The sequence below is a fragment of the Streptomyces sp. NPDC001093 genome (assembly GCF_040298985.1).
Lineage (GTDB): Bacteria > Actinomycetota > Actinomycetes > Streptomycetales > Streptomycetaceae > Streptomyces.
The window spans coordinates 1-25,752 of record NZ_JBEPBF010000143.1 but is presented as its reverse complement, the minus strand read 5'-3'; the positions used below and the strand labels follow the sequence as shown (position 1 = coordinate 25,752).

Here is a 25,752-nt window from a genome sequence, read left to right as displayed (position 1 = left end):
GGAATGTCAGGCCACTGCACTGGCCTGACATTCCGCCGGGCTGTCTTGTCGAACCGGTAAGAGCAGATGCAACCGAGGGGAGCCTCGACACCATGAGCAACCGATCCGAGTCAGGATGCGACCGGCCCGATCCGGCCCTGGACGCGGTCATGGGCGAGCGGCGTCGGCTGATCAATCTCGCGTACCGGCTGCTGGGCTCCCTGGTCGAGGCCGACGACGCCGTCCAGGAGACCTACGCCCGCTGGTACGCCATGCCCCGGACCCAACAGGACGCCATCGAGTCCCCCGGCGCCTGGCTGACGACGGTCGCCAGCCGGATCTGTCTCAACCTGCTCGGCTCGGCACGGGTCAGACGGGAGACCTACGTGGGCGAATGGATCCCCGAGCCGCTGCCCGGGCACACGGAGTGGATCAGCGGGCGGGTGGGGGGTGCGGCCGTCGACCCGGCCGACCGGGTCACCCTGGACGAGTCGGTCAACCTGGCCTTCCTGGTCGTGCTCGAATCGATGACCCCGGCCGAACGCGTCGCGTTCATTCTGCACGACGTCTTCTGCCACTCCTTCGCCGAAGTGGCCGAGATCGTCGGCCGCACCCCGGCGGCCTGCCGCCAACTGGCCTCCTCGGCCCGGCGTCGCGTCCGGGCCGCGCAGCCTTCCGCCACTGCGACTTCGGCGGCCCAGCGCGCCGGCGTCGTCAGGGACTTCAAACGGGCCTGGGAGGCAAAGGACATCGACGCCCTGATCGGTCTGCTCGACCCCGAGGCCACAGCCATCGCCGATGGCGGCGGCCTGGCCACCACCTTCCTGCACCCCATCGAAGGCGGTGAGCAGATCGCGCGCGCCTGGGTCGAGATCGCCCGCCGCAGGCCAGGCACGATGACGTTCCTGGAGCGTACGGTCAACGGCCGACCCGGTGTGGTGGCCGAGCAGGACGGCGTCATCGTGACGGTATTCGCGTTCGAGGTCGCGGGCGACCGGATCACACACATCTGGGTCGTACGCAACCCCGAGAAACTCCGTCGCTGGGCGACGGGCTGAGCCCCCCCCGCCGTCGGATTCGCTCGCACCTGGCCGGCACCATCAGCCTCGGTCGTGAGGCTGCTGGGTCGCGGTGGGTGTGGGCGAGGAGGCAGGCGCGTCCGACGTGGAGCAGGGCGGTGGGTTTCGCGGCTGCGGCGGGGCCGGTGACGATCAGTGCGGGCCGTGCGGTGGTCTGCTGGTGGCGGCCGAGGATCGCAACCCCTACGCCGAGCAGTGGCTGGAGCGTATACACGGCAGTGGCGGTCGTTCTCCGGGAACGGCCGAGATGACGACTCCTGCAAGCGTTCCTGCAGGTAAGGGGGATGCTCCCCGCCGCGTTGTCGACCGTGCGGCAAGGCTTCAGTGGCTTGGCCTGTCGTTGCCCTGGGGCTGCGTGACGGGCGTGGCGCCTGGGGGTAGGGGTTTGGGCTTGTACGCGGCGTGGACGCCGGCTACTGCTTTCTGCCAGGGGGGCCTCGGCGTCGGGTTCACTGCCCTGTTGTTGGGCTGGGTGTCGGCTACGTGGGTGCGGTCACAAGGGCTTGGCGTTGCTGCTCTTCGCCGGGTTCTCGTAGTCCTTTGACCTGCGCGTGCTGTGGGGTAGTCACTGGCCGAGCTGATTCGATTCGGGCGGGGGAAGTCGCCGGTCGTCCCCGGTGTGGTTTGTGGTGAAGAGTTCGGACATGGAGCCTTCGGAGAGGTAGGGGCGGTCGAAGGCCTGCCACTCGTCGTGGAGTTCGGCCAGGACTGCGGTGGCGAGCCGGTCGAGGGCAGTGGGGCTGGGGGAGACCTGAACGACGTCGGCTCGTCGTTTGATCTCCCGGTTCAGCCGCTCCAGCGGGTTGGTGGACCAGATCTTCTTCCAATGGGCCGGCGGGAAGTCCGCGAACGCGGGTGATATCCGTCGCGGCCTCCAGCAGCATGGTCTTGACCTGGGGGAACTGCCGTCCGAGCATGTCGGCGACCACGTTCAGCTGCGTGCGGACGGCCGTGGCGGTGGTCTGCGCGAAGATGGTGCGGATGGTTGCCGCGACCATCTCCCCGGAGCCCTTGTCGATCACGGAAAAGACGTCTCGCACGAAGTGAACCCGGCAGCGTTGCCAGGCCGCGCCGAGGAAGACGGTGCGGATCGCGGCCACCAGCCCGCAGTGCCTGTCGGAGATGACCAGCTGGACGTTCTCCAGGCCGCCCAAGGCGCCTCCAACTGGCCGCAATGCACGCATGATTCGTGAAGATCAGGCGTCGTGATGTGGCTCCGGAGGGCGGTTTGAACTGGGACCACTGGGCAGTGGCGGCGGGCGGCTGATCAGGACGTCGGCACCCAGTACCGGCGCTTGTCTCCGACCCTGTCGATGAACCGGCCGCCGTTCGTTTCGATCACGTGCCGGGAGGCGGTGTCGTCTCGTCGCAGGTCAACAAGGCCCGTGTGATGCCGAGCGAGTGAGTGGTCGGCAAGGCTGCGGCAAGCATCGTGGTCGCGTGTCCTTGACGGCGTGCGCTGGGCCGGATGTCGTAACCGATGTGGCCGCCGGCCTTCTCCAGAAGCGGAGTCAGCCAGTGGCGGATGGCCGGGCTGCCCAACATCTGGTCACCCTCGACCCACCACAGCGTCGTCATCGCACGAACCAGTCCGCTCGCCCGGCTGTTTCGTCCCGTTCGCTCAGCACGCGCGTCACGTAAGCGGCGAAGGCCGCAGTTTCGGTCAAGGCCAGGGGGTCAACGTCGTCGATGAACCATGGAGTTGGAAAGCCGTGATCGTCGTGGAACTCGCTCACCGCCGCCAGGAAGGACGTCTGCAAGCGGACGGTCGGATCGATCCCGGTACGTCCGGTCGCCCGCGTCGAACCGCGGCCTGCGCTTGCCCAGCTGCCGGTCCAGCACCGTGATCTGATGCCGCAGGGTCAGGATTTCGATGTCCTTGTCCCGATCGCTCATCGGCAGGAGACGTAGCAGCGCGAGCGCCTCATTCACGCCCAGGTAGGCCAATCACAGCAGCCCAGCTGATCACGTTGCCGGTTCATCGGCTTCAGCGCTAGAAGCGTCCTGGAGTGAGCGTCGACCGCGAAGTCGTCCACCCCCATCCGACCTGGGTGGATGAGGTTTTCGGCAAGGACAGGGTTGTGATGTAGCAGCTGCGGGAGCTGCCGTGAGGGGTGAGAAGTGCGGTGACGGCCGTGGTGATCAGGGCGAGCTTGGCGTGGATCGGGCAGCATTGTGCATCTCCCTTCTCCGGCGGGGGTGTTGGCGGTCAAGAGAGACAGCGGCCGGGAGGCGTCTACGACCGCATGCGGCTCACCGGCGTGAACGGGCGGCCCGTCACCGGCGGGGATCGAAGCGCTCGTGCCCGTGTGTGGCGTGCCCGTGTGTGTGGCTGTGGGTGGAGCATGCGTGTTCAGAGCCAGGGGGGAGTGGGCGAACCGTCCGGGTCCAGTCCGTTGGGCCATCTCTTCTTGATACCGAGAGGGGGTCGGCCGGCGTCAGCGGCCTGCCGGTAGAGGGTTTCGGCTCCTTCTTGGTCCCCGGCCCTCTCCCGCATCCGCGCCAGGTCGTCCAGGGCACCCAGATAGCCGGCGTCGACAGCCTGCTGGTAGAGGGATTCGGCGCCTCCCAGGTCCCCGGTCATCTCCCGCATCCGTGCCAGGCCAGCGAGCGCGTTGGGGTCGCCGGCGTCGGCTGCCTGCTGGTAGAGGCGTTCGGCGCTTTCCCGGTCCCCGGCCTCATCCCGGTTCCGTGCCAGGTTCAGCAAGGCACTGGGGCGGCCGGCTTCGAATGCCTGCCACGCCAGGCTTTCGGCGCTTTCCCGGTCCCCAGCCTCCTCCCGGTTCCACGCCAGGTCGAACAAGGGGCCGAAGCGGCCGACTCCGGCAGCCCGCCAGGCCAGGGTCTCGGCGCCCTCTCGGTCCCCGGCCGTCTCCCGCATCCGCGCCAGGGTGTCCAGTGCATCCAGGTAGCCGGCGTCGACAGCCCGCCGGGCCAGGCTTTCGGCGCCCTCTCGGTCCCCGGCCGTCTCCCGCATCCGCGCCAGGGTGTCCAGTGCATCCAGGTAGCCGGCGTCGACAGCCTGCTGGTAGAGGGATTCGGCGCCTCCCAGGTCCCCGGCCTCCTCCCGCATCTGTGCCAGGTCGAACAAGACGCTGGGGTAGCCAACTTCGGCAGCCTCTTGGGCCAGGATTTCGGCGCCTTCCTGGTCGCCGGCCATCTCCCGTACCTGCGCCATCGTGTCCAGGGCCTCCAGATAGCCGGCGTCGACAGCCTGCCACGCGAGGAGATAGGCGCCTTCCCAGTCCCCGGCCTTGTGCCGCAAGCGGGCCAGGTCAGCCAGAGCGCCGGGGCCGCAGGCGTCAGCGGCCTGCCGGTAGAGGCTTTCGGCGCCGTCCTGGTCACCGGTTTCACGCCGAAACCGTGCCAGGTCGGCCAGAGCGCCCGGGGCGCCGGTTTCGGCTGCCTGCCGGTAGAAGCTTTCGGCGCCTTCCCGGTCCCCAGCCAACTGCCGCAAGTGAGCCAGGTCGGTCAGGGCCTTGGTGTGGCCGGCTTCGGCAGCCTGTCGGGCCAGGATTTCGCCGCCTTCCCGGTCCCCGAGCTCATGCCGAAGCCGCGCCAGGTCGGTCAGGGCCTTGGCGTAGCCGGCTTCGGCAGCCTGCCAGGCCACGGTTTCGGCGCCCTCCAGGTCCCCGGCCACCTCCCGCGACTGCGCCAGTTCGGCCAGGCCCTCGGGAAAGCCGGCGTCGGCGGCCCGCCGGTAGAAGGTTTCGGCCCCCTCCCGGTCTCCAGCCTCCTCCTTCATCAACGCCAGCTTGAACAGGACATCCGGGTGGCCGGCGTCAGCGGCCTTGTGCTGGAGGTGATGGGCCCATTGCAAGCGGTGTCTGCCGTTGGCAGCGCCGGCGAGGTTATTGAGGTCGTCGGGGTGGGTGAGATGGGCGTGAGCGGCGTGCCAGAACGAGGCGGGCGGGCAGAGCCTTTGACGCCTGGCGCGGCCGTGTTGTTCGAGGTAGTCCGCGAGGCGGAAGACCGGTCCTGCCACCGGGACGGGCCCGGTGGCCGCCGCCGGAGCGCCCGGAGGACGGCGCGCAGGGCGGGCGATGGTGCGGCGCAGGGGAGCTTGTTTGCCGTGAACGGGGCGAGCGAGGTAGGCGAAGGCGGCGTCGGCCCAGTCCTCGGCGAGCTGGTCGTAGTCGTGGTCGGTGAAGTAGTCGATGGCGGCGTCGGTGAGGAAGGATTGCGGGAGGTGGAGTCCGACGCCGAGACGGCGGGCGTCCATCGCGACCTCCAGCAGGGCTCTGGCGGGCGGGGCGCCGTGTTCGTAGCGGCGCAGCAGTTCGGGTGCGCCAGCGAGGTCCTGGGTGAGCCGCCCGTGGGCGTGGGAGCGAGTGAGGGCGTCCGCGATGAGCCGGTCGCCCCCTTGGGCGAGGGCGGTGGCGGCGCGGAGCGCTTCCTGGCCGAAGGCGTCGGGGACGGTAAGGGTGTGTCCGCTCAGGAGCTCGCGGACCCGGCTGTGCGGGTCAGGCTCACCGGGTCGAGGCAGGTCCGTGTAGGAGTCGGCGTACTCGGGCCACAGGGTGCCCAGGACGAGGACCGGCTGACGGTCGGGGTGGGTGAGCAGGGTATGGATGGCGGCCGCGATGCGCTCGCCGGTCCGGGGGCTGCCGAGGTAGTGCTGGGCCTCGTTGAGCCAGATCACCGTGCGAGGCGCCACACGGTCGAGGTCGGCGAGCGCGGCCTCGGCCCTACTGGGGTCGTGAGGGTGCCACAGCCGCCATCCCTTGGCGGCCAGCGGCTGGACGGCCTCCCAGCACGCCCGCGTCTTGCCGGTCGAAGACGATCCGACCAGTACCAGCATCCGGCTGCGACCGTCCGAAGCCTCCCGCACCGCCGCCGCCAGGACCTGGTCGTGGGCGCGGCGCACATAGCCGGGCAGCGCCCGTTGCGGGCGAGAACCGGAGCAGGCCTTGGTGGTGACGGTTCCGGCGGGATGGACCTCCAGGTCGTGAGGATCCCACTGCCCGATCGGTCTGCCCGGTCCCTCCTGCCCTGCATGCGCGGGACCGGCCTCACCAGCTGCGGCCCGTCGCAGCTCCAGCAACTCCTCCACCGGCAGGCCCAGTTTGCTGGCCAGTGCCGCAATAGTCGCGGCGGACGGAACGGGCCCGCCGGGCTGGAAAGCCGCCTGGACGGTCGTGCGCCCGAGTCCCGTTCGGGCGGCGAGCTGGGACTTGGTCAGCCTCCTGTGGGCCAGTCCGTCATCCAGCCGCTTGCGCAGCTCGACGAGGGCGGCCGCGCGTTCGTCTTCTTCCCCGCTCACATGCACCCCCAGCCCTGTGTTCAACGGTGTTCATCATCGTTCGGCCGGACCATGGTGAACACCGTTTCCGCGACCTTCACTCACGTCAACATCCCGCAATCATCTGGGAGATTGCCGTGAACCGCATCACTATCGTCCTGCTCGCCGCTGCCCTGGTCGTCGTGGTCGCGCTCCTGGCCGCCGCGGCCGCAGGCACACTCGCCCGCCTCGACGGTGCCACGTACCCCACCGCCCTCATGCGCGCCGCCACCACCTTCGCCGCCGCCCTCACCCTCGCCGCGGCCGTCACCGGAGCACTCGCCCAGATCCTCCCCTGAGCCTGCCCATGCCGAGGGACCACGTCGGGCTTTGGTGGCTGTTGCCGTTCCGAATCCGAGGGCGGTGTCTTCGCGGGGAAATGGCAACACCCGCCACGGGAGCGTACGAGGGTTGTAGGGCGTGGGGGACCGGCGCGACCGGACGGCCAGGACGCCGGCAGTGGTTGCCCTCGGTCAGCGGTTGTCGGGATTCAGTAGCGTGGCGGCCGCGGCGATGAAGGCGACGGATGCTTCCTTGGCCGCGTGCCGCCGGGCGTCCAGCTCGAACGCTTCCTGCCGGCGGGCAGGGTCTGCGCTGTGACCTGCGGCCACCGCAAGATCGTTAGTCTTCACACACCGATGATCAGCGGTGGCCGCAGCCTTCCTGCAGCCGGTCCACCAGCAAGATCACGGTCTACGGCTGAAGGTCGCGCTGGTACCAGGTGCCTGACTTGCCGCCGAGATCGGCCGGGGCGGCCGGGCCAACCGGGACGAAGCCGGCCTTGGTCAACACCTTCTGGGACGCAACATTGTCGTGGGAGGTGGCCGCCCGTAGTGTGCGCAGCCCGTGCCGCGCCGCTGCCAGCTGGCAAAGCTCCTGGACGGTCGCGGTCGCCAGGCCGCGGCCGGCGACCTGCTGCGCGACCCGGTAGCCGAGTCTCGCAGCGCCGTCCTCCAAGTCGTACAGGTTGAACCTGCCGACTACCGAGCCGTCCTCGGCGACGAGCATGTAGAAGGCGCAGCTGCCGGCTTCCTGCTCGGCCAGCAAGGCGTTGTACCGGTCGGTGAACTGGTCGAAGAAGTCGTCGCCGCGGTCGGAGATCGAGGCAGCGAAGTAGGTGCGGTTCGCGAGCTCGAAGGCCAGTACCGCCGGGGCGTGGTCGGCATGCAGCCGCTTCAGCTCGGGCATTGCCCGACTCTACCGAGATCGTGCGCTGAGGCCACCTGAGTTTCCGCCAGTGGCAGACAGCCCCAGGGCCTGGGCACATAACGATCTACGGCTGCAGTACCAGGCCGTGTCCGTCGGAGCTTGGCGGCTAGGTTCCCCAGGAGGAAACAGGCGTTGGACCGCCGTCACGATGGCCGCGCGGGCAGCCAGGAATGGCGTGCGCTGTTCCTCATTTGCGGGCATCAGGTCGGCTTGGCCGGCCCAGGGCATGGCGAGCTGGTTGACGGACACCAGGATGTCGACGGGGTCCCATGCCGGGTCCAGGTGGGCGGCCTTCTGCGCGGCGCACAGCTGCTCGGTCTTGTGGAGCACGGCGGTCCCATCCGGGCCGGCGGTCCACGACCACCGGGCACGGGCCCGGCCGGAGGTAGACCTCCCGGGTCCAGGCATCCGGCTCGGCGACACCGGCCTCGCATGAGCCGCCGGAGCCCCGCTTCCCGTACGGGCAGCACTCCTCGGTGGAGGTCGTGGCCGAGTCGGCTCCCGGGCCGGAGGGCGTCCTGCGGGTGGCTCCGACCGTCCGCCCCGCCGGCGCGTTCCTCAATCCGCACTTTCGATCCGCTTTTACCGCGGTCGGTCGGATTCGGTCGTGATGCGGACCTCCACGTCCCTCGGCTGCTGGAGCTCGCCGTTGACCGGGACGAGGTCCTGCGGACAGGCGGACAGCACGACCACCACATCCGTGAGCGCCCGCAGGAGCACCGAGTCGCCCGGACGGCTGACCGGCGCGCTGAACACGATGTCACCGTCCGAGTTGACGGGCACATTCATGAACAAATTGAGTGGAGCGGGCACCGGGGTCAGCAGGTCCGGGAGGCCGGACTCGGCGAGGGCTCGGTGGTAGTTGTCGCTGCAGTTGTCGTGGTGGCCTTTGTGTCCCAGTCGTTGATACCGGACGGGGTCACAGGCCGGGATCAGCGTGTCGTGCACGCCCGGAGAGGTGTCCTCGGCGATTTGCAGGAGGGGCCTGCGCCGATCGTCGACGAGTTCGTCACCGGCCTTCACCATCACGCGGCCCAGCACGGCGCGCGTGTGCGCCATCGACAGCCCGTGCTGCGGTTCCTGCCTCGCCACTGCCCAGGTGTCGACCACTTGGCTTCCGTACGTGTTGATCACACGCAGTGTTCCGTCCTGCGGTACCTGGAAGGCCGCTCCTGTGCGTGCGGCCAGCGTCGTCGTGACAGCCATGATCTCTCCTTGGTGTTCCGGGCGAGGCGCCTTCGTTACGGCCCCGGACTCCTATAACAGACAAGCTGGGACATCGGGCACAAGGGAGGGGTTGCGCGCTAGCCAGCCAGGTCCAGGGACGGGGCTGTCACAGTCATTCTCAAAGGCCGCCGACACGGGGCGGACCGTCCAGCGTGTTCTCACAGGCCGGCCATTTCATTCGGTGTGATCTTGCCGGACGCTGTCGGGATGGCGAGTGAGCCTGTCGAGCGGTTGGTGCCGGACCGTCGAACGGTCCATCGCCTGGCTCCGTGGATGCCGACGGCTACACCGCCGCTACGAACGCAACGCCAGCCACTTCCTGGCCCTCACCGCCTCGATCGCCCTCGAACAGGCCAAAGCCGCAGGGAAGTTCACCCGGGTTCATGAAGCCTCGTGGACCGCGGCCCGCGCCGCTCACGGCGAGGCGGCCGGCACCAGAGCCCTGATGGAGGTGCTGCTGTTGGGCCGGCACATGGAACACGAGCACGTCGTCGCCGGACTGGCCGCGGCCCACTGGGCTGGCGCCCTGACCGCGGACGCGGTCGCGCTTGAGGCCCGCAAGGCCGCGCGGCCACACCAACGGGGGTCCGGCGCATCCCTACGCAGATAGACCGGCGAGGAACGGGGAGATCAGGTCATACACGGTGTCGGGTTGCTCCAGGTGCAGGTCATGGCGGTTTACACGCATGCTGACGGACATGGTCGGGACGCGGCGGCGCATCAGTTCATCGACCCGTGCAGGCGAGATGAAGCTCGACTGGGCCAGGATGAGCAGAGTGGGGCAGGTGATGCGCTCCCACTCGTGCGCGAAGGAGTGCTGGGCAGTGTCCGCCACGGACTGGACCATCACGTTCCGGTCGAAGCGGGGCCACCATTGCCCGCCGCGTTCCTCCAGGCCATCCGCCCAGCCCATACCGATCGCTCCGCCGCCGAAGAACTGGACCGCGGCGTCGCGCGAGGGGAAGGGGGTCGGTCACGAGTCGAGCCAGCGGCGGATATGAGCCGGCCATTCGGGGTCGGGACAGAGCGCCCACTACGCAACCGACTACCCGAGGGTCGACAGGGCCCGCACTGTCTGCTGGGACACGTGGGAGCAGTGCTGCACCGGGCAGGGTTCGAGACGCACTCCTACGAATCGGACGCCGAGGCGTACCACTGCGCCTACCTCGCCCTGTGCCATGCCGGCACCCGGCCCGACGGTCGAAGCCTCGCGCGCGCCGCGCTCAACGTCATCAGCGGTGATCCCTGGGAGTGCTCAGACGTGATCCGCGCGAGCGGCAGGACACCATTCACGTACGAGTCGGCGGCCGGCCTCACCGGCCCTCAGGTGCCGACCGCCACCGCAGCTCGACGCGCAGCACGCGCCATGGCCGACGCCTCCGCCGTAGGACACGACGGTGACGACGACTGGGAGAAGCCGCACGCCTCATGGTGGAAGCCGTCGGGCACGGATGCGTAGCCCCCCGCCTGCCGCCGCTGCACGAACGTCCTGCCCATCAGGAGTTCCACGCCGACTCCATGGGCGGCACCCTGTAAGCGCGGCCCAGCGTCTGAGCTGAGGAGGCGTGTGTCGGCCGCCGTTGCCACCGTCCGGGCCGTCCGGAACCTGCACGCCGACAACGCCACCGCCCTGATCGCCGACATCCGCGTGACCAACTGACGACCGAAGCGGAAGCAGTCAATCAGGTGACGCCCGCCCGACGCCCGCGCGACCATCAACCCCCCAAGTCCAAGGAGGGGAAACCTTGCCGAAACCGCTCAAGCGTCAGATCGCCCTCGCCGGCACCGTGCCCAGCCGTCACACCACCGGAACGGTACTCGTCGCCACCGACGCTGCCGTGGACGACGCCCGCGCGGGCGGAGGCTACCTCGCCACCAGCGGCCACTACGGGGCCCGCGCCCACCCCTACCCCCGAGACATCAGCGGCCCTTCACGGTCCACGGTCGCCGAACTGCGGGCGATCCTGTGGGCGCTCCAGGCCGTCACAGCGTCGGTCGGGTCGTCGCGGCCGGTCACCGTGCTCACGGACAGCGCCGATGCCCTCGGCTACCTGACGGCCTGGCAGGCGGGCGGCACGCGGATGCCCGACGGCTACCGCGTCTCGTGGCGCAGCTCAGACCGTCAGCCGACGCTGGTGGAGCTGCAGCAGATGGCTGAGTACACGCCGGGACTCACCTTCACCCACGTGAAGGGGCACGTTGGCCACCCCCTGAACGAAGCGGCCGACAGCCTGGCCAAGCTTGCTCTGCGCTGCTCGAAGGGGGTCGTCGACCGCGGGCGCGCCGCCGAGCTGGCGCCAGAGTGGGCACAGCAGAATCTGAAGGCGTGGAGGGCTCAAGCCGCCGACGCATGACGAAGACGCATCAAGGCCCGCACCATCTGGGTGCGGGCCTTGGCGTCTGTCGTTTCCGCCCTCGAAGCTCACGCCCGCTTCGGCCGTCGCCGCGCCGCCTGGAACGGGATGACGTTGTTGCCCGCATCGCGCCTCATCTCGCCCGTCGCCAGAGTACCGTTCGTCCCAGGGCACACCCGCCGCCCGGGCCGGATGCGTGACTTTCCCGCCGACTCGCAAGATCCTCTTGTGCTGGTGCAGCGAGCCGTCCTTGTTCACCGTCACCTCTTCGAGACCGCACGTCGGGCAGGTGGCCCGCGGCTTCTCCCGGGCTGCCTTCTCCGCGCTCCTCGGTTGGGACACATGCCAGGCAGTGTCGAGGTGGTGCCTGATGCGCAGCCAGTCGGGTTTCTCTCCGGCGTCGACGTAGCGCAGGGCCTGGTTGCAGCGGTCGTAGACGAGACCGCGGACTGCCCAGCGGCCGAGCGTGTGGTCGTGGTCGATGTTGAGGGAGTGGCTCGCTGTGCGTTTGACTCGGCAGGGCATGCAGTGGTGCGTCGGCGAGATGCAGGAGGTCGTCGTATTCGGCGCAGGTGAAGGCGTAGTGGGTGTGGCGGCAGCTCGTGTGGTTGCGGTGCACGGGGCGACGGTATCGGCTGTGTCCGGGCCGCAATGCCCGCTCGGGGGCACGCACAGGGTGTGCGGGAGCGCATAACGTCGAACGTACCGTCACAGATCCGTCACATTACCTACACATGGTTTTGTAGGCTGCCCCAGGCAACCAATATCGCCCCGTGAACAGAACAACCCTCACCACTGCAATCGCCGCCGCACTCCTTGCCAGTGTCACTGCCTGCAGCAGCGGTAGCAGCTCCTCGTCGCAGCACACGTCGAACGGGAAGGCCGGCGCCTCCGCAACGCCTACCGCCGGCAAGCCGCTCGACGCCAGTGGCGCGTTCACGCAGATCTCCGGCAAGGTCGCCTCGGCGAAGCTCTCCGGCACCGTCACGGCGGCCAATGACCCGAACCATCTCCTCGGCCGGCCGAACCAGTACACGTCGAAGGTCACCTTCACGGACTCCCGGATCAAGGCGAGCGACGTCGAGGGCACGGAGAAGGGCGACGTCGACCGCGGTGGCGCGGTGGAAGTCTTCGGCAGTCCGTCGGACGCGCAAATCCGCGCGAAGTACATCCAGACCGTCACCAAGTCCATGCCGGCGCTCGCCGAGTACGACTACGTCCACGGCGCGGTCGTCGTCCGCGTGTCCCACTACCTCACCCCGGCCCAGGCCGCCGCGTACCAGGCCGCCGCCAACGGACTGAGCTGAGGCCCACCATGAAGCGATCCCTCACCGCCACGGGCGTCATACTGATTGCCACCCTCACGGCCTGTGGCCCGTCCGACAAACCGAAGGCCACGCCCGTCCACGCGACCACCGCGAGTAGCAGTCCCGCCAAGATGCAGCAAAGCGCTGCCCCTGTGAAGGCCGGCTCGACCGGCGCACCGGCAGCGAAGAAGCCGCCGACGGCCGAGGCCCGGAAGAAGGCAGCGGCCATCCTGGAGAAGGAGGACCAGGACTTCCGGGACTTCCTCGCCCAGGGGGAGAAGGTCACCGGCATGCCGCAGTTCACGGCCTGGTACCAGAAGGCGATCGTCGGCCTGGACATGAAGCAGACCGCATTCTCCAAGGCGGACGCCTGCTTCACCGCCGACAACGAGCCCACTGACCTCATGGAGCAGTGGCGGTCAGACAACGGCGACGCCAACAGCCGGATCACCCAGTACGCGATGGACGGCACCTCGCCGGACGCCCCGGACGCGACGACTCGGAAGGACGCCTCCGACTGTCTCGCATACCTGGCGAAGGCCGACAAGGACGCCGAGAAAATCGCCAACGGCAGCTGACTCAGCGGGCGCGCGCGGCGACGCTGCTGGTGCCGGCAGCGGCGCTGTCGAGGAGGAGGTCGGATGCCACAACCCATCCCGCCGGCGCGGCGAGCGCGGCCCGTCGCCGTCACACGGTCGGCCGCTAGCGGCCCGCGCACCGGTGAACTCGTTGCGCGCCGGCAGTACAAGGGCCTGTTCCTGGCGCCGAGTTGGCCGCCGGACGACGAAGCCGACTGAAGCGGCACGCCCGCGATTCAGTCCCCGCCGAGCGCAACTGCGCTGCGGCGGGGGCTTTTTTGCGTTGCGCGATCTGACGGGCTCGCTACAGTGGGGGCGTCCAGGTGCGTACGTGACGGATCCTTCTTGGAACTGAGGGTTGCGGGTTCGAGTCCCGCCCGGTCCAACGGTGTTGGCCGGTAGCTCAATGGGAAGAGCATCAGTCCGTGAGCCGTCGCCGACTCTGATCTCTGGACCACAACTTCAGACTTCCGCACCTCCCGGTGCGCAGGCCCGTGGCTACTTCTTATGGTGAATCACGCCGCAGGCCGTCTTGATCTCGGGAGGCACAGGCATCGGGGGCGCCCGGTGCGATGGCGGGTGCTACTTCTCCTGCCAAGAGAGAGACCCCGGTTCGAATCCCGGCCGGTGCTGCTGACGACCTTCGGGTCTGAGGCCCGGTAGCTCAGCGGCCCAGTTCCGCGTAGGTGTGGCGAGCCCGCCGCGTTCGCGAATCCCCGCCCATGTCACGGGCTGACCTCGAAGATCACGATGTCCGCCGGGGCCGTGAGGCTGCTCGGCATGAACTGCGTCTGCTCGGACCTCGAAGACGATCTCGAGTCCGTCGCACTCGTTCCCCTGCTCGCCGGCGCGCGTGAAACCGAAGCCCGCGATGGTGGCCAGGGAGGCGTTGTTGTCGGAGCTGATCACGGCCCGTACGGTCCTGACGCCGGGTTCGGCGGCGGCCCTGCCGAGCAGCGCTCTCAGCATGGCGCGGGCATAGCCCTGGCGGTGGTACCCGGGTACCACGGTGTAGCCGACCTCGACCATGCCGGCCTCGTCCGGTGGCCCCTGGAACCCGGCGTCGCCGACGACGGCCCCGTCCGGCTCGGACACCGCGGCGTGCGTGATCCAGGGAGCGACAGACGGGTTCTTGGTGAGTTGGTCGGGCGATAGGCGAAGATCCAGCGGGCCCGGTCGCTTGTCAAGTGTTCGTGAAGGGCGACCCCGGCCTCGGCGCTGGCGCCAGTGAGGTCGCCGTCGGCAAGGGCCCGCAGCGTCTTCGCGCTGAGTTCGACGAAGCGGACGCGTTCGGGGTTGGAGAGAGGTCCGTTGTTCAACGCGGTGATGCTTTCCGAGCACTGGAGGGCTGTCCACTGCTTTATGGCTCCGGCGGACAGGGAGATCGTCCCGGTCGGGCCGTACCATGAGAAGCACGGTACGGACGCCGCGATACCTACGCCGAGCCGCATCTCGCGAGTGCCTTACTCGTCTCCGACCGATCCGCGCAGCGGGCCATGCGCGTGCTCGCCCTGGCCGACCGGGTCGACGACACCTACCGCCGCCCGATGAACCGGCAGCCCACCGTGCAGGAGCCCCGCCACCGGCTCGCCCGCGCCCTCGGCCCTGGCGGCCAGGGCCAGATCCGTAGGCACATCGCGAGGGACAGGAAGTCTGTTCGCCGGTCTGGGGCTGGTCTCTCAACGCGGTGGTGGCGGGGAATTCTCCCCACTCGGATGCCGCCGTCGCCGAACTGCGCGCCGAGGGCCACGACATCAAGGACGAAGACGCCGTCCGTGCTCTCCCCGTTCACGGACCGGCACACCAACTCCCTGGGCCGGGATCCCTTCAACATCAAGGCGAGCGGCCCCGGCCAGGGCCAATGCCCCTTCCACGACTCCGACGCCGCCGAGGACGACGAGGTAGGGAACTGACGCCGCCCGCTTCACGGGCCGACCGCCGGCCGTGCGGCCGGCCCGTGTCCGGTCACTGGTGCCCGGGGGCGGCCCCGGCCACAAGTTGGAGGATGATGCCGTTCGGGTCGGTGACCTGGAAGAGGCGTTCGCCCCACGGCTCCTCACGCAGCGGCATCGTGATGGGGGCGCCCTCGCTCCGCAGCCGCTCGAACTCGGCGTCCAGATCGGTCACGGTGAACGCGATGATCACGCCTGCGGCAGGCTGGTCCCGGAAGCCTTCGGGCAGGACCTCGATGCCGCGCTGAAGAAAGATCACGTTGGCCGCGTCCTCGCGGACCAGCGAGGCGAAGCCGTCGGCGGCGATGGCTTCATGGAAGCCGAAGTGCTTGACCAGGAATGCGGCGGAGGCGGGGACGTCGTCAACGGTCAGGGAGACGGCGGTGGAAGTGATGTTCATGACCTGCCCTGGAGTCGGGAACAATCTCTGTACGCTGTATACTGTACCTTGTACAGAGTAGGTGGTGGAAGGACCGAGGCCTGGCAGGAAGAATGGAGCCCATGGCCAAGGAACACGGGGGCACGAGCGACCCGGCCCGCATCCTGCAACTGCTGTGGCGTGAGCCCGGACACGGCGATTCCCGCCGCGGCCCTAAGCAGGGTCTGACGGTCGACGCCGTTGTCCGCGTCGCCGTCGAGCTCGCCGACTCCGACGGCCTGGAGGCCCTGACCATGCGCGGCATCGCCCGGCAGCTGGGCGTGACACCGATGACGCTCTACACCTACGTCCCGGGCAAGGCAGAACTGCTCGACCTCATGCTGGACGCCGTGTACCTGCAGATGCCGCGCTGCGACCGATCGACGGACCCGTGGCGCACGAGGGTGGAGGCCGTCGCGCACGAGAACCGCGATCTGTACAACCGACACCCTTGGGTGGCGACCATGCCCACCACACGCCCGCCACTGGGCCCCGGCCTCATGACCAAGTACGAACACGAACTGGCCGCGTTCGACGGCCTGGGGCTCGACGACCTGGAGATGGACGCAGCTCTCACTCTCCTGCTGGACTTCGTCCAGTCCGTCGCCCGCGCAACCCTTGCCACCCAAGCCGCCGCCCGCGACAGCGCGATGTCCGACCAGCAGTGGTGGGCCCTCAACGAACCACTCCTGGCCAAGGTTTTCGATCCCGAACGGTTCCCACTGGCTGCCCGTGTCGGAAGCACCGCGGGCGCCGCCCACCAGGGCATGTACAACCCTGACCACGCCTTCAGCTTCGGACTGCAATGCATCCTGGACGGCCTTGCCCGCCGCATGAGTCAGCCTCGATGACTGTGCCGGATCGCTTCAACTGGCGGATGCGCGGCCGAGTTGGCCAGGCTGAGTCGAGTTGGCACTGAGAGCGGCCGCCGGGCCGGTTGCTGTCGGTCGGCGCCGACGATGCTCGGCCAGGCTTTCGAAGCCGTGTACCTGGACCATGGCCAGGATGAATGCCAGTCCAGGACCGTGGCATCGCAGGCCGGTCGAGTGAAGTGGGATGCCGGCGCCACGGCGAGCGCCGGGACGACCGCCAGGTCTTGGGCTGGGCGGACCCCTCTCGCGCCTCGGACGCCTTCCACAGTCCACCGGGGGGTCCGATCCCACCCCCTTGCCTGCCACGGGCCGACGGCGGACGAAGGGACGAGCTCCGGGGAGCCCCGGACTTCCACCCTGTCTCAGCCGAGCCCGGCCAGTTCGGCGATCGTCCCGCCGAGCACCCGGTCGCGTACCTCACCCGGGCTGGTGACCCGCTCCACCATCGCCCGGGTGAGGACCGGGTCGCCGTACGGAGCGTCCGAGCCGAACAGGGTCCGGTCCGGGATCTCCTTGATGGCCAGCCGGACCGCGAAGACGATATTGGCCGTGGACAGCTCCAGGTACATGTTCGGGGTGTCCCGGACCAGTTCCACGGCCTGCATCCAGTTCAGCCCTCCGAGCTGGCTGACCACCAGCGGGACCGTCGGGTAGCGGCCGGCGAGTGCCGACAGCGTCATCAGGTCGTCGGCCGTGGTCGGGGCGAATCCGTGCACGACCACGGGCAGTCGGCCGTGATCGGCTGCCGCCTGGAGCACCGGTTCGATCATCCCTGCCCGTCCCGGTGGCGGTGTCAACTCGCCGATACCGTGCAGCCTACGCCCGACGACCTCGCGTTCCACGGTCGCGGCAATCTGTTCCGGCTCCAGGTCTAGCGGAACGGACAGAAAGCCGATGAACCGCTCCGGCCGTGCGGCGAGCGCGGCGCCCAACTCCTCCCATGCACCGCGGTACCCCTCGGCCGTGTTGGCCCGGCCACCGATGGCCTCGTCCAGGATCGCCATCTCCCGGCGCAGTGAGACAAGGTCGTCGGCTCGCTCCGGGTGCGGGCGAGTGGCGAACAGCACGGCGCGGTCCACCCCGGCCTCGTCCAGCAACGCCACGTGCGACTCGACGGGGTCGTGGACGTGGCTGTGCGCATCGATGATCACTGATTCAGTCCTTCCTTGACGTTCGGCCGGGAATGCGGCCGACCAGTGCACTGTTGCTGCCTGACACCGTGGGAAGGTCAAGTTGGAGGCATGGTCGGTGCTGATCGGGGAGTTGTCGCGTCGTACCGGAGTCAGCGAGCGCCTGCTGCGCTACTACGAGCGGATGGAGTTGATCCATGCCGAGCGCCGTGCCAACGGCTATCGCGAGTACGACGATGAGACCACTGAGACGGTGCGGCACATCCGCGCCCTGCTGGCTGCAGGCCTGCCCACTCGCATCATCCGCCAGGTCCTGCCCTGCACCTTCGACGAGATGGCGCTACGCCCCTGTCCTGGTGTTCTCACCAGCCTGCGTGATCAGCTGAACGTCCTCGACCAGCGTGCCGCCGACCTGGAGACCGCGCGCCGCCTTTTGCGCCAGACGATCGCCGCCACCGATAGCGCGGCAAGCCACGACCGGAATCGGGCGCCCGAGTCCCGTTCAGTCGGCCGCCGGGGCGTTGGTCGGGTGGCACCTGGTGCCAATTGAGGAGCCGCAGCCGCCCGCCCGGGAGACGGCGGTGCTCCTGGCGGCAGTCGTGCTGAGCGGGCCGGAGGCCGCTGCCCTGACCCTTACGGCGAGTAACGCATCGCCCACCGTCCGGCCCGCCTCCGCGACGGCCAAGCACGCCGCCGCGGGGTTGAGCAGGCCGGTCTCCGCGACCTACCGGCGCAGGCCGGCCGGTGAAACGGAGCCCAACCACTGGTATGGGCCGGCCCCCTCCGCCCCGTTGAACTCGGACACGAACAGGTCGAGAACGTCGTCGGTCACCGGGCGCAGAGTGATCTCATCGGACATGGAACGATCCGGATCCTGTCGACCTCAGGGTTCGACCTCGTACCGCCAGCGACCTCCAAGTCCCCGTCCGGATGCGGAGCGGTGGCCGGGCCGGCCGACAGCGGCTCCAGGCGTCCGGGCGCTGACCGCTTCCGTTTCTATCCCGCCACGCGGGCGTTCCGGGCTTGACGAGTCCGGATTCGTAAGCGACGACGATGGCCTGGGCGCGGTCGCGCAGGCCGACCCGTCTCCGATCCATATCCCGCTCACGGTGGCATTGGCCAGCAACCCTAACGCTGAACAGGCAGGGGCCGAAGTGCACGCTGAGCGGGGTGAACCTGCCGGAGTCCGTCTCCCCGATCTGGACGAGCTGCGGGGCCGCGGCGTACTCAGCGCTCACCCCGCAGCGGTCCCGGCCTTGCGGCGCCCCCTCGGAACCGGCGGCCACGTGGACGAGGAGCCCCACCTCTCTGCCCGACACGCGCTCAGCACGAGCCGGGGAGGGCCCGATGGGGTCTGGTGTCTGAGCTATGCCGCTAAAAGGGACAGCCGCTACCCATCAGGAGTTCGCCGGCCACTTCCGCGCCGCTCGCAGCGGCGGAAGCGGCGCTCCGCCGGAACGGCGACCCCAGCGCAGGCGTGACCTGCGAAGTCGCCCACTCCGCATCGCTACACCACTTTGTGGGACGCGACCGGCAACCAAAATCGGTTCAGCAAGGTCTCATGGATATGAGCCCTCGTTTCACGGTGCCGGCTGCGACACGATTCAGCATGGGCCGCTTGTTTGGAGCCAGCGCGGTCATGATCGGTGCGGTTGCCGGGTGCACCACTCAGCCGACAGTGTGCGCAGCCTCGGCGGTGTGGGCGTTCCCTTCGGTCCAGCTAAACGTCTCGGCCTGGACGCGATCGCACCCACAGGCGACAGTGCAAGCCTGCGCCGACAGCCACTGTGTGTCGTACCCGGCCGGGGATGCCGGAGCACCCCGGCACGTCCCGACTCCGCCCGGCACCGACCCACACCGCATTGTGACAGTCAGCCTCACCGCGGACCAGGCCGGGAAGGAGGTGCTCCGGACCAACACCCTGGTACGGCTCGTGCACCACACCACGCACGATCCGTGTGGATCACGCGACTGGTGGACGGCGACGGTCACCCTCACAGCGACGGGACAACTCCAGCCGGGCTGATTGTCGGCGCCTAGAGCCACAGTTTGGAAGATCGCGTATGCGGCGGGGTGCTGACCTGGCAAGAGGGCGACCCGCGCGTTTGCGGGCAACTTGCCGACACTCCCCGCTGTTCGCCATTCGATTGGGCACGAAGGGCACGTGCGTTGTGTTCCCGTCCCTCTGGCTTGCCAGTGGCGCTTGCGTGATCAGTAGCGCTCAGCGGCGAGGTGAGCGTCGCGGCGTAAGGCCCGGTAGACGACATCGGAGAGCCGGCGCTTGAGGGCGCGGATTGCTTCGAGGAACTTGATTGGGTGATGTCGGATCGTTCAGCCTCAGCGTGGAGTTCGATGCGCTGTACTGCTGACACCGAGAGGTACGCGCAGGGCGGCGGATTGACCGACGCCGAGAGGGCAGCCCATGAGCGGGTACGGCTGGATGCGGTGGCTCGGTTCGAAGCCAGGGGACAGGAACAAGGTCATCGCATGCACTCTTCGGGCGTCTGAATGATGGTGGAGCGGTGGCGGCAGCAGTGGCGTGAGGGTAGGGCGGCTCGTGTCACCTCGAAGGGGTCGCCCGGCCGTCCGAGGCTTAGCGATGCCCAGGTCGCCAGGCTGGAGCGAGAGTTGAGGTCTGGCCGCGCGGCACCGCGGCGGCTTGCGATGGCTGAACAGTCTTCGAAGACGAGGCCGGCCAGTCGCTGCCACGTGCCAGGACTTGAGGCCGGATCGGCCGGACGCCGATGGTACGGGGCAGAGGCCGGGGCTCGGGCCGGGTGTCCATGGTGGGCAAGACCTGCTAACCGGCGAACGATCGCGGTCGATCTACGCAGTCCGCGAATACCGCGGGCGCAAGGACCAACCGAAGGGTTTCGGCTCGCGGGACTTTCGTGCCCTGCTGGTCCGCGCAGAATCCAACTGGGTGGTCCGATCGTGCTGATCTGGGACAACGTCCGCATTCACCTGACCGCAGCCTTGCGCGAGACACCAGTAAGCGCGGCACGCTCTCGCACGGCTGGCTTTCGTCCTCGGCCTGCGGGTGGACGACGACCTGCGGTGTCTCGGTCACCTTTTCAGGGTGCGGCGCGGGCCGGGAGCGCGCATGCGGGACGCCGGAGTGGTTCGTAGGCTGATGATGCTCGGGGCAATCACGGAGGTCTACCGATACCCCGCACCATATGGTCAGGCGCTGTCAGCTTCGGCCTGGTCAGCGTGCCGATCAATGTGGTCGGCGCGACCGAGGACCACAGCATCCGATTCCACCAGTACCACCTCGAGGACCAGGGCCGGGTCCGCTACCGCAAGATCTGCGAGCTGGAGGACCGCGAGGTCGACCAGTACGAGATCGGCAAGGGTTACGAGCTGTCGAAGACGCAGGTCATCCCGATCACGGACGAGGAACTGAGTGACCTCCCGCTCCCCACAGCGAAGGCCATCGAGATCGACGCTTTCGTGCCCCTGGAGTCCATCGACCCCCTGAAGATCGCCGAAGGCTACTACCTCCAGCCATCCAGCCCGGTCGCAGCCAAGCCGTACACACTCCTCGTCCGAGCCCTCGGGCGCTCGGCCAAGGTGGCCGTCGCAAAGTACGCCTGGTCCGGCAGGGAGAGACATGGGCTGCTCCGCGTCCGCGACGACGTCCTCGTGCTTCACGCCATGCACTGGCCGGACGAGATCCGCGACCCCACCGAGCTGCTTCCGGAGCCAGCCGAAGTGTCCGAGGAGGAGATCGAGGGCGCCCTCGCCCTCATGGACAACATGACCGTGGACGGACCTGGTGGGCCCCGAGTTCCAAGACCGCTCCACGGACGCCATGGCCAACATCATCGAGGCCAAGCGCGAGGAAAAGCCGCTCCCCGAGACCCCGGTGTCGGAGCAGCCGACCCAGGTGCTCGTCCTCATGGCCGCGCTGAACGAGTCGGTGGAGAAGGTCCAGGCTTCCCGTGGCGGGGGCGCCGGCCAGGCCGACGTGCACGAGATGCCGAAGCCGAGGAAGACCTCCGCGAGGAAGCAGCCGGCCAAGAAGGCTGCGGCAAAGAACACGACGGCGAAGAACACGACGGCGAAGAAGGCCTCGGGGCGACGGCCGCACAGCGCCTGATCTCGGCGCGTCCGGACCGCGGCCTACCGCCCTTTCATGGTCGTATCACCCGTTTGTGAGGGGCGGTGCTGGGCACACGGGACTCGCCGTTGAACGCGGACAAAACATTAACCACGGCAGGAGGCGTGTCTGCCATGTCGGCTGGCGAAAAGGCCAAGGCCAAGGCCGAGCAGGCCAAGGGAAAAATCAAGAGGGCCACGGGACGAGCCGCCGTCGATGACCCGATGGTCGCCGAGGGCCAGGCGGAGAAGTCCAAGGGCGATGCCCGTCAGGCCAAGGAGAAGATCAAGGACATGTTCAAGCGCTGACCTCTGGCGCCGCTCATGAGTGCTGGCCCTCACCTCGACAAGGGGTGAGGGCCCCTCCTGCTATCGAAGTCGTCGCGGAACCGACTGCCAAACACGGGCCCCACTCCATCGACAGTGGCGCGCCGCACTGGGGGAACCAGGGGCAGCTGGCTGTCGACCTCGCAGCCGGTAGGAAGCGCGCCCTCCCGACCTTGCCGCTCCCGCTGCCTGGCCGTTCTCCTGCAGCTGCAGCCGACCCGGCGCTACCGTGCACCTCGCCAGCCGCCCCACCAGCGGCTGCCCAAGGGGAGGGGAACATCATGGGGTGGATCAAAGACGCCGAGGCGAACGCCATCAAGGAGCACGCGCGGCGCGCCATCTCCGAAGGCCGCACCGTGTTCGTATGCCGGGTCAATCAAGGCGCGCTGCAGAGCAACTTCGCGGGCCCGCTGTCCGGCGTGGCCGAGCAGATCGAGGCCGTGGAAGAGCTGGGCCGGCAGCTGGACCAGGCTTCGTTCAGCCACGACCACAAGGACCACGTCTCGGCATTCCTGATCTTCCGCAGACCGCGGGGACGCACTGCTGAGCCGCACCCAATCCCCCAGCAGGCCCAAACCTCGCCGCGCACGACGAACTGGGGCGCGCAGTAGCTCGCGCTAGGCCGTGTACCGAAAGTGGATCTTGAGCGATGAATGATCACGGTTCGCGGGGCGGCCGACCGTCTGGTCTCGGCGGCAGTTGATCAACGGCATACGGTTCCGGGTCCGGACCGGTGTTCCGTGGCGAGACGTACCCGTTGAATACAGGCCGTGGGGCAGGATCTACGACCTGTTCCGCCGGTGGCAGCGGGATGGCACCTGGCACCGGGTCCTCACCCGCCTGCAGCCCTTGGCCGACGCGAAGGGTGCGATCACGTGGGACCTGAGCGCCGACTCCACGGTATGCCGTGCCCATCAGCATGCGGCCGGGGCCCGAACACGGGGCGATCTGCAGAAAGAACCGCCGGGTGGCGTGTTCGCCGAGCCTGGTGATCACGGGCTGGGACGTTCACGCGGAAGGTTCACCACCAAGCAGCACCTGGCCGTCGAGCAAGACCAGAAGCCCATGTCAATCGTGGTGACGGCAGGCCGGCGTGGAGACTCGCCGCAGTTCGAACCGTGCTGGAAAAAGGTCCGCGTGCCCCGCATCGGGCTGGGCCGGCTACGTGTCCGCCCCGATCGCGTGCGGGCTGACAAGGCGTACGCCTGCCGCAAGAACCGCGCCTACCTGCGCCGCCGTGGGATCCGCTGCACCATCCCCCACAAGGCCGGCCAGGCACGGAACTGCCAGAAGCTCGGCTCCCACGGCGGCCGACCGCCACGCTTCGATTCGGCCGACTACCGCGAGCGTCACGCGGTCGAGTGCGGGATCAACCGCCTCAAGAGGCATCGCGCGGTTGCCACGCGCTACGACAAACTGGCGGTCCGGCCACGCGGCGACCGTCCTCATCGCGGCCATCAATAGTGGCTGTGATCGGCACCCGTCGCTAGAGCTCGTAGTCCTGGGCCAGCTCCTCCCAGCGAATGCTGCGAAGCGCAAGGTTGGCGTCCTCGCCCGACGGGACATCCAAGCCGGCCTGGAACCAGACCACGGTGAGCGCGGAACGGTGCAGCACCGGGTCGAGCTCAGAAGCGATCGCTGTCGAGCGGAAGGCACCGAGGCAGGCCACACTAGGCAGCACCTCGACGGGGCCGAAGGCTCCGACGGTCTGGTCCGGGTACTCGCGGGACGGCGGAATCAGATAGACCGGCGTGGAGGGAAACGCACGTTCAGCCTGCCGCTGGAGGCCGCTGACCTTCATGTCGTTGATGAGCTTGCACGGGTAGCCCTCCAACATCCCTCCGTAGGTCGAAGACATTCGGAGCTCGGTGAGCTCGATCGAACGGCCGGACAAGAGGGCTATGCGGCTCAGCGACATGACGACACCCTATGCACACGAATCACTTCCGAAACACGGCCGAGGTCGTGTCTTTCGGATCAGACCGTCGCGGAACTCCGGCGTGTGGGGATGCCCCGGCGCACCTTGGCGATGGCGGTAAAGCCGTCATCCGGGGACCGGCTTGACTCTCGGGTAACGCGAGACGGCACAGTCAGAGCCGTGGACAAGAGAAACCTGCTGCCGATCGGGCAGTTCTCGCAGGCCAGTGGCCTCTCGGTCACTGCGCTTCGGCACTACGACGCCAGTGGCGTGCTGGTGCCGACGTTCGTCGATCCGGTGAGCGGCTACCGGTACTTCCAGCGTGACCAGGTGCGTACGGCGCAGTCGATCAGGGCGCTGCGGCAGCTGGACATTCCGGTCGAGGAGGTGCGTCGGCTGCTCGGCAGCGGCGAGGAGGAGCTGGTCGCCGCCCTGCAAGCGCATCTGTGTGCGGCCGAGCGGCGGCTGGAGGTCCAGCGTTCCGTGGTCCACAGCCTGTTGAGCCAACTGATCGAAGGAGCAGAGATGACCCACCGCGTCACCGTGCGCCAGGGCCCCGCCGAACGGATCCTCGTCTGCGGGGCGACCCTGGACAACTCCGGGCTTGACACCTTCCTCCGCGGCGCATACCAGGAGATGTACGAGGTCGCCGGCCGCGGCCCGCTCACCTTCACCGGGCCCGCTTTCGTCCGCTTCCACGGAGTGTGCGACGACGAGAACGAGACGCTCGTCGAGGCGTGCCTGCCGTTCTGGGAGGCCGGCGCGCAGCCTACGGACCTGCGCGAGGGCATGACCGTGCGCGAGCTGCCCGAGAGCACCCTCGCCTGCACGGAGGTCGAGGGAGCGGCCGCCGTGTTCCCGCACATCCTCGGCGCGTACGACGCCGTCGCCAACTGGATCACCGAGCACGGCTTTGCTTTCGCGGGCCCGGTCCGGATGATCTACCTCCGGTGGACCGGGACACCGGAAGACCCGAACAACCGCCTGGAGATCGCCTGGCCGATCGATGAACCTACCGACGACTAGGGTTTTCTTTTCGGATCAGCGGGCGGACCAGATGAAGATGCCTGCGATGCGGAGTCCGGCCTGGTAGACGGTGGCGGCCTTCTCGTAGCGGGCGGCCAGGCCGCGCCAGTTCTTCAGGCGGTTGATACATCGTTCGACCGTGTTGCGCTGTTTGTAGGCGTTGCGGTCGAAGGCCGGTGGTCGGCCGCCGGTGCGGCCTTGCGTTGGCGGTTGGCGACCTGGTCGGCCGGCTGGGGGATCACGGCACGGATCCCGCGACGGCGCAGGTGCTGGCGGATGGCCCGGGACGAGTAGGCCCGGTCCGCCAGGACCACGAGGGGGCGGGTGCGCGGACGCCCGATCGTCCTGGGGACCCGCAGGGCAGCCATCACGTGCTCGAACGCTGGCGCATTGCCTGCCTGACCGGGTGTGAGGTGGAAACACAGTGGGCGGCAGCGGCCGTCCGCGGCGAGGCGGATCGTCGTGGTCAGCCCGCCGCGGGAGCGTCCGATGGCATGGTGGGCGGGCTCGTCGGCCGGGGCCCCCTTTTGCGGGCCCCGGCGGCGTTCTGGTGGGCACGCACGATGGTGGAGTCCACTGCGACGACCCAGTCCAGGTCGTCTTCCGCGTCGGCCTGTGCGAGCAGGGCGGTGAAGACCTTCTCCCAGGTGCCGTCGATCGCCCAGTTCCTCAGCCGGGTGTAGGCGCCTTTCCAGGAGCCGTACTCGGCGGGCAGGTGAACCCACTGCGAGCCGGTCTGGAACTTCCAAGCGATCGCGTCGTCAATCACCTGCCGGTGATCGCGCCATCGTCCGCCGCGCTTCGGCGTCCGGTCCGGCAACAACGGCTCGATGCGCGCCCACTGCACGTTACTCAACGGCACATCAGACCAACGATAGGATGATCCGAGAGAAACGGCCTAGGGCCTGTGTGATGTTGTGATCAGGTAGTTGCCTTCAGGAGGTCGTTGATCCAGATCATCGAGGCACGGAGGTGGAGGCCGGCGAGGTAGCTC

26 protein-coding genes and 7 pseudogenes are annotated in these 25,752 nt (G+C 68.6%); 16 read left to right on the top strand and 17 right to left on the bottom strand.

Annotation, left to right across the window (positions count from 1 at the left end):
- The first annotated feature begins 92 nt into the window (after nt 1-92).
- The gene (sigJ, locus tag ABT288_RS42300) at nt 93-1,037 is read left to right on the top strand and encodes an RNA polymerase sigma factor SigJ (protein WP_351620044.1); all 945 of its coding nucleotides are present in this window, start codon (nt 93-95) and stop codon (nt 1,035-1,037) included.
- A 586-nt stretch (nt 1,038-1,623) separates the two neighbouring features.
- Here sigJ and ABT288_RS42295 read toward each other — a convergent pair.
- The 4 genes and pseudogenes from ABT288_RS42295 to ABT288_RS42280 form a co-directional block, all read right to left on the bottom strand.
- Nucleotides 1,624-2,206: pseudogene (locus ABT288_RS42295) on the bottom strand (transposase); the annotation flags it as partial.
- 190 nt (nt 2,207-2,396) lie between these two features.
- Nucleotides 2,397-2,636, bottom strand: a complete 240-nt coding sequence (locus tag ABT288_RS42290) for a GNAT family N-acetyltransferase (RefSeq protein ID WP_351620041.1) — start codon at nt 2,634-2,636, stop codon at nt 2,397-2,399.
- A gap of 99 nt (nt 2,637-2,735) precedes the next feature.
- Nucleotides 2,736-3,005 carry a hypothetical protein gene (locus ABT288_RS42285; RefSeq protein ID WP_351620038.1) on the bottom strand — a complete coding sequence of 90 codons (270 nt, stop codon included), beginning with the start codon at nt 3,003-3,005 and terminating at the stop codon, nt 2,736-2,738.
- A 406-nt stretch (nt 3,006-3,411) separates the two neighbouring features.
- Nucleotides 3,412-6,345: a hypothetical protein gene (locus ABT288_RS42280; protein WP_351620035.1), complete on the bottom strand. Its 2,934-nt coding sequence runs from the start codon at nt 6,343-6,345 to the stop codon at nt 3,412-3,414.
- 92 nt (nt 6,346-6,437) lie between these two features.
- On the opposite strand from ABT288_RS42280, the gene ABT288_RS42275 reads away from it, so the two are divergent.
- On the top strand, nt 6,438-6,638 hold the full coding sequence (locus ABT288_RS42275) for a hypothetical protein (RefSeq protein WP_351620032.1): 201 nt from the start codon (nt 6,438-6,440) through the stop codon (nt 6,636-6,638).
- A 174-nt stretch (nt 6,639-6,812) separates the two neighbouring features.
- Here the strand turns inward: ABT288_RS42275 and ABT288_RS42270 are convergent, their stop codons facing one another.
- From ABT288_RS42270 to ABT288_RS42255, 4 genes are all read right to left on the bottom strand, one after another.
- Nucleotides 6,813-6,971, bottom strand: a complete 159-nt coding sequence (locus ABT288_RS42270) for a hypothetical protein (RefSeq protein ID WP_351620029.1) — start codon at nt 6,969-6,971, stop codon at nt 6,813-6,815.
- A gap of 61 nt (nt 6,972-7,032) precedes the next feature.
- On the bottom strand, nt 7,033-7,527 hold the full coding sequence (locus ABT288_RS42265) for a GNAT family N-acetyltransferase (protein ID WP_351620026.1): 495 nt from the start codon (nt 7,525-7,527) through the stop codon (nt 7,033-7,035).
- A gap of 9 nt (nt 7,528-7,536) precedes the next feature.
- Nucleotides 7,537-7,956, bottom strand: coding sequence for a hypothetical protein (locus ABT288_RS42260; protein WP_351620023.1), 420 nt, complete (start codon nt 7,954-7,956; stop codon nt 7,537-7,539).
- Between the two features lie 174 nt (nt 7,957-8,130).
- Nucleotides 8,131-8,754: a DUF1989 domain-containing protein gene (locus tag ABT288_RS42255; RefSeq protein ID WP_351620020.1), complete on the bottom strand. Its 624-nt coding sequence runs from the start codon at nt 8,752-8,754 to the stop codon at nt 8,131-8,133.
- 265 nt (nt 8,755-9,019) lie between these two features.
- Between ABT288_RS42255 and ABT288_RS42250 the strand changes: the two are divergent.
- A pseudogene (locus tag ABT288_RS42250) lies at nt 9,020-9,118 on the top strand (IS5/IS1182 family transposase); the annotation flags it as partial.
- A 255-nt stretch (nt 9,119-9,373) separates the two neighbouring features.
- Here ABT288_RS42250 and ABT288_RS42245 read toward each other — a convergent pair.
- Complete coding sequence (locus ABT288_RS42245) at nt 9,374-9,688, bottom strand: alpha/beta fold hydrolase (RefSeq protein WP_351620017.1); 315 nt, start codon at nt 9,686-9,688, stop codon at nt 9,374-9,376.
- 174 nt (nt 9,689-9,862) lie between these two features.
- On the opposite strand from ABT288_RS42245, the gene ABT288_RS42240 reads away from it, so the two are divergent.
- Nucleotides 9,863-10,234 carry a hypothetical protein gene (locus ABT288_RS42240; protein ID WP_351620014.1) on the top strand — a complete coding sequence of 124 codons (372 nt, stop codon included), beginning with the start codon at nt 9,863-9,865 and terminating at the stop codon, nt 10,232-10,234.
- Nucleotides 10,235-10,520: 286 nt separating this feature from the next.
- Nucleotides 10,521-11,129, top strand: a complete 609-nt coding sequence (locus ABT288_RS42235) for an RNase H family protein (protein WP_351619997.1) — start codon at nt 10,521-10,523, stop codon at nt 11,127-11,129.
- A 387-nt stretch (nt 11,130-11,516) separates the two neighbouring features.
- On the opposite strand, the pseudogene ABT288_RS42230 reads toward ABT288_RS42235, so the two are convergent.
- A pseudogene (locus ABT288_RS42230) lies at nt 11,517-11,654 on the bottom strand (endonuclease domain-containing protein); the annotation flags it as partial.
- Nucleotides 11,655-11,902: 248 nt separating this feature from the next.
- Here ABT288_RS42230 and ABT288_RS42225 point away from each other — a divergent pair.
- Nucleotides 11,903-12,436 carry a hypothetical protein gene (locus tag ABT288_RS42225; protein WP_351619994.1) on the top strand — a complete coding sequence of 178 codons (534 nt, stop codon included), beginning with the start codon at nt 11,903-11,905 and terminating at the stop codon, nt 12,434-12,436.
- Between the two features lie 8 nt (nt 12,437-12,444).
- Nucleotides 12,445-13,014 carry a hypothetical protein gene (locus tag ABT288_RS42220; RefSeq protein WP_351619991.1) on the top strand — a complete coding sequence of 190 codons (570 nt, stop codon included), beginning with the start codon at nt 12,445-12,447 and terminating at the stop codon, nt 13,012-13,014.
- A gap of 582 nt (nt 13,015-13,596) precedes the next feature.
- Here the strand turns inward: ABT288_RS42220 and ABT288_RS42215 are convergent.
- Nucleotides 13,597-14,109, bottom strand: a complete 513-nt coding sequence (locus ABT288_RS42215) for a GNAT family N-acetyltransferase (protein ID WP_351619988.1) — start codon at nt 14,107-14,109, stop codon at nt 13,597-13,599.
- Nucleotides 14,110-14,477: 368 nt separating this feature from the next.
- Nucleotides 14,478-14,648, bottom strand: a complete 171-nt coding sequence (locus ABT288_RS42210) for a hypothetical protein (RefSeq protein ID WP_351619986.1) — start codon at nt 14,646-14,648, stop codon at nt 14,478-14,480.
- Between the two features lie 141 nt (nt 14,649-14,789).
- Between ABT288_RS42210 and ABT288_RS42205 the strand changes: the two genes are divergently transcribed.
- The gene (locus ABT288_RS42205) at nt 14,790-14,927 is read left to right on the top strand and encodes a hypothetical protein (RefSeq protein WP_351619983.1); all 138 of its coding nucleotides are present in this window, start codon (nt 14,790-14,792) and stop codon (nt 14,925-14,927) included.
- A 52-nt stretch (nt 14,928-14,979) separates the two neighbouring features.
- Here ABT288_RS42205 and ABT288_RS42200 read toward each other — a convergent pair whose 3' ends face one another.
- Nucleotides 14,980-15,366: a VOC family protein gene (locus ABT288_RS42200; protein WP_351619980.1), complete on the bottom strand. Its 387-nt coding sequence runs from the start codon at nt 15,364-15,366 to the stop codon at nt 14,980-14,982.
- A gap of 101 nt (nt 15,367-15,467) precedes the next feature.
- Between ABT288_RS42200 and ABT288_RS42195 the strand changes: the two genes are divergently transcribed.
- Nucleotides 15,468-16,235, top strand: coding sequence for a TetR/AcrR family transcriptional regulator (locus ABT288_RS42195; protein WP_351619977.1), 768 nt, complete (start codon nt 15,468-15,470; stop codon nt 16,233-16,235).
- A gap of 383 nt (nt 16,236-16,618) precedes the next feature.
- Here ABT288_RS42195 and ABT288_RS42190 read toward each other — a convergent pair whose 3' ends face one another.
- Nucleotides 16,619-17,407 carry an amidohydrolase family protein gene (locus tag ABT288_RS42190; protein ID WP_351619974.1) on the bottom strand — a complete coding sequence of 263 codons (789 nt, stop codon included), beginning with the start codon at nt 17,405-17,407 and terminating at the stop codon, nt 16,619-16,621.
- 97 nt (nt 17,408-17,504) lie between these two features.
- On the opposite strand from ABT288_RS42190, the gene ABT288_RS42185 reads away from it, so the two are divergent.
- Nucleotides 17,505-17,936, top strand: coding sequence for a MerR family transcriptional regulator (locus ABT288_RS42185; RefSeq protein ID WP_351619971.1), 432 nt, complete (start codon nt 17,505-17,507; stop codon nt 17,934-17,936).
- Nucleotides 17,937-18,110: 174 nt separating this feature from the next.
- On the opposite strand, the gene ABT288_RS42180 is transcribed toward ABT288_RS42185, so the two are convergent.
- Nucleotides 18,111-18,245 (bottom strand): hypothetical protein, encoded by a 135-nt coding sequence (locus tag ABT288_RS42180; RefSeq protein WP_351619968.1) that lies wholly within the window; start codon nt 18,243-18,245, stop codon nt 18,111-18,113.
- Nucleotides 18,246-19,738: 1,493 nt separating this feature from the next.
- Between ABT288_RS42180 and ABT288_RS50405 the strand changes: the two are divergent.
- From ABT288_RS50405 to ABT288_RS42160, 5 genes and pseudogenes are all read left to right on the top strand, one after another.
- A pseudogene (locus tag ABT288_RS50405) lies at nt 19,739-20,371 on the top strand (transposase domain-containing protein); the annotation flags it as partial.
- Between the two features lie 180 nt (nt 20,372-20,551).
- A pseudogene (ku, locus tag ABT288_RS42175) lies at nt 20,552-21,488 on the top strand (non-homologous end joining protein Ku).
- Nucleotides 21,489-21,622: 134 nt separating this feature from the next.
- On the top strand, nt 21,623-21,796 hold the full coding sequence (locus tag ABT288_RS42170) for a CsbD family protein (RefSeq protein ID WP_153534395.1): 174 nt from the start codon (nt 21,623-21,625) through the stop codon (nt 21,794-21,796).
- A 299-nt stretch (nt 21,797-22,095) separates the two neighbouring features.
- Nucleotides 22,096-22,425, top strand: a complete 330-nt coding sequence (locus tag ABT288_RS42165; protein ID WP_351619965.1) for a hypothetical protein — start codon at nt 22,096-22,098, stop codon at nt 22,423-22,425.
- 55 nt (nt 22,426-22,480) lie between these two features.
- A pseudogene (locus ABT288_RS42160) lies at nt 22,481-23,273 on the top strand (IS5 family transposase); the annotation flags it as partial.
- Between the two features lie 27 nt (nt 23,274-23,300).
- Here ABT288_RS42160 and ABT288_RS42155 read toward each other — a convergent pair.
- Nucleotides 23,301-23,732 carry a hypothetical protein gene (locus tag ABT288_RS42155; protein WP_351619959.1) on the bottom strand — a complete coding sequence of 144 codons (432 nt, stop codon included), beginning with the start codon at nt 23,730-23,732 and terminating at the stop codon, nt 23,301-23,303.
- A gap of 180 nt (nt 23,733-23,912) precedes the next feature.
- On the opposite strand from ABT288_RS42155, the gene ABT288_RS42150 reads away from it, so the two are divergent.
- Nucleotides 23,913-24,758, top strand: coding sequence for a MerR family transcriptional regulator (locus tag ABT288_RS42150; RefSeq protein WP_351619956.1), 846 nt, complete (start codon nt 23,913-23,915; stop codon nt 24,756-24,758).
- 15 nt (nt 24,759-24,773) lie between these two features.
- On the opposite strand, the pseudogene ABT288_RS42145 reads toward ABT288_RS42150, so the two are convergent.
- Nucleotides 24,774-25,620 (bottom strand): annotated as a pseudogene (locus ABT288_RS42145) (IS5 family transposase).
- Between the last annotated feature and the right edge of the window lie 132 nt (nt 25,621-25,752).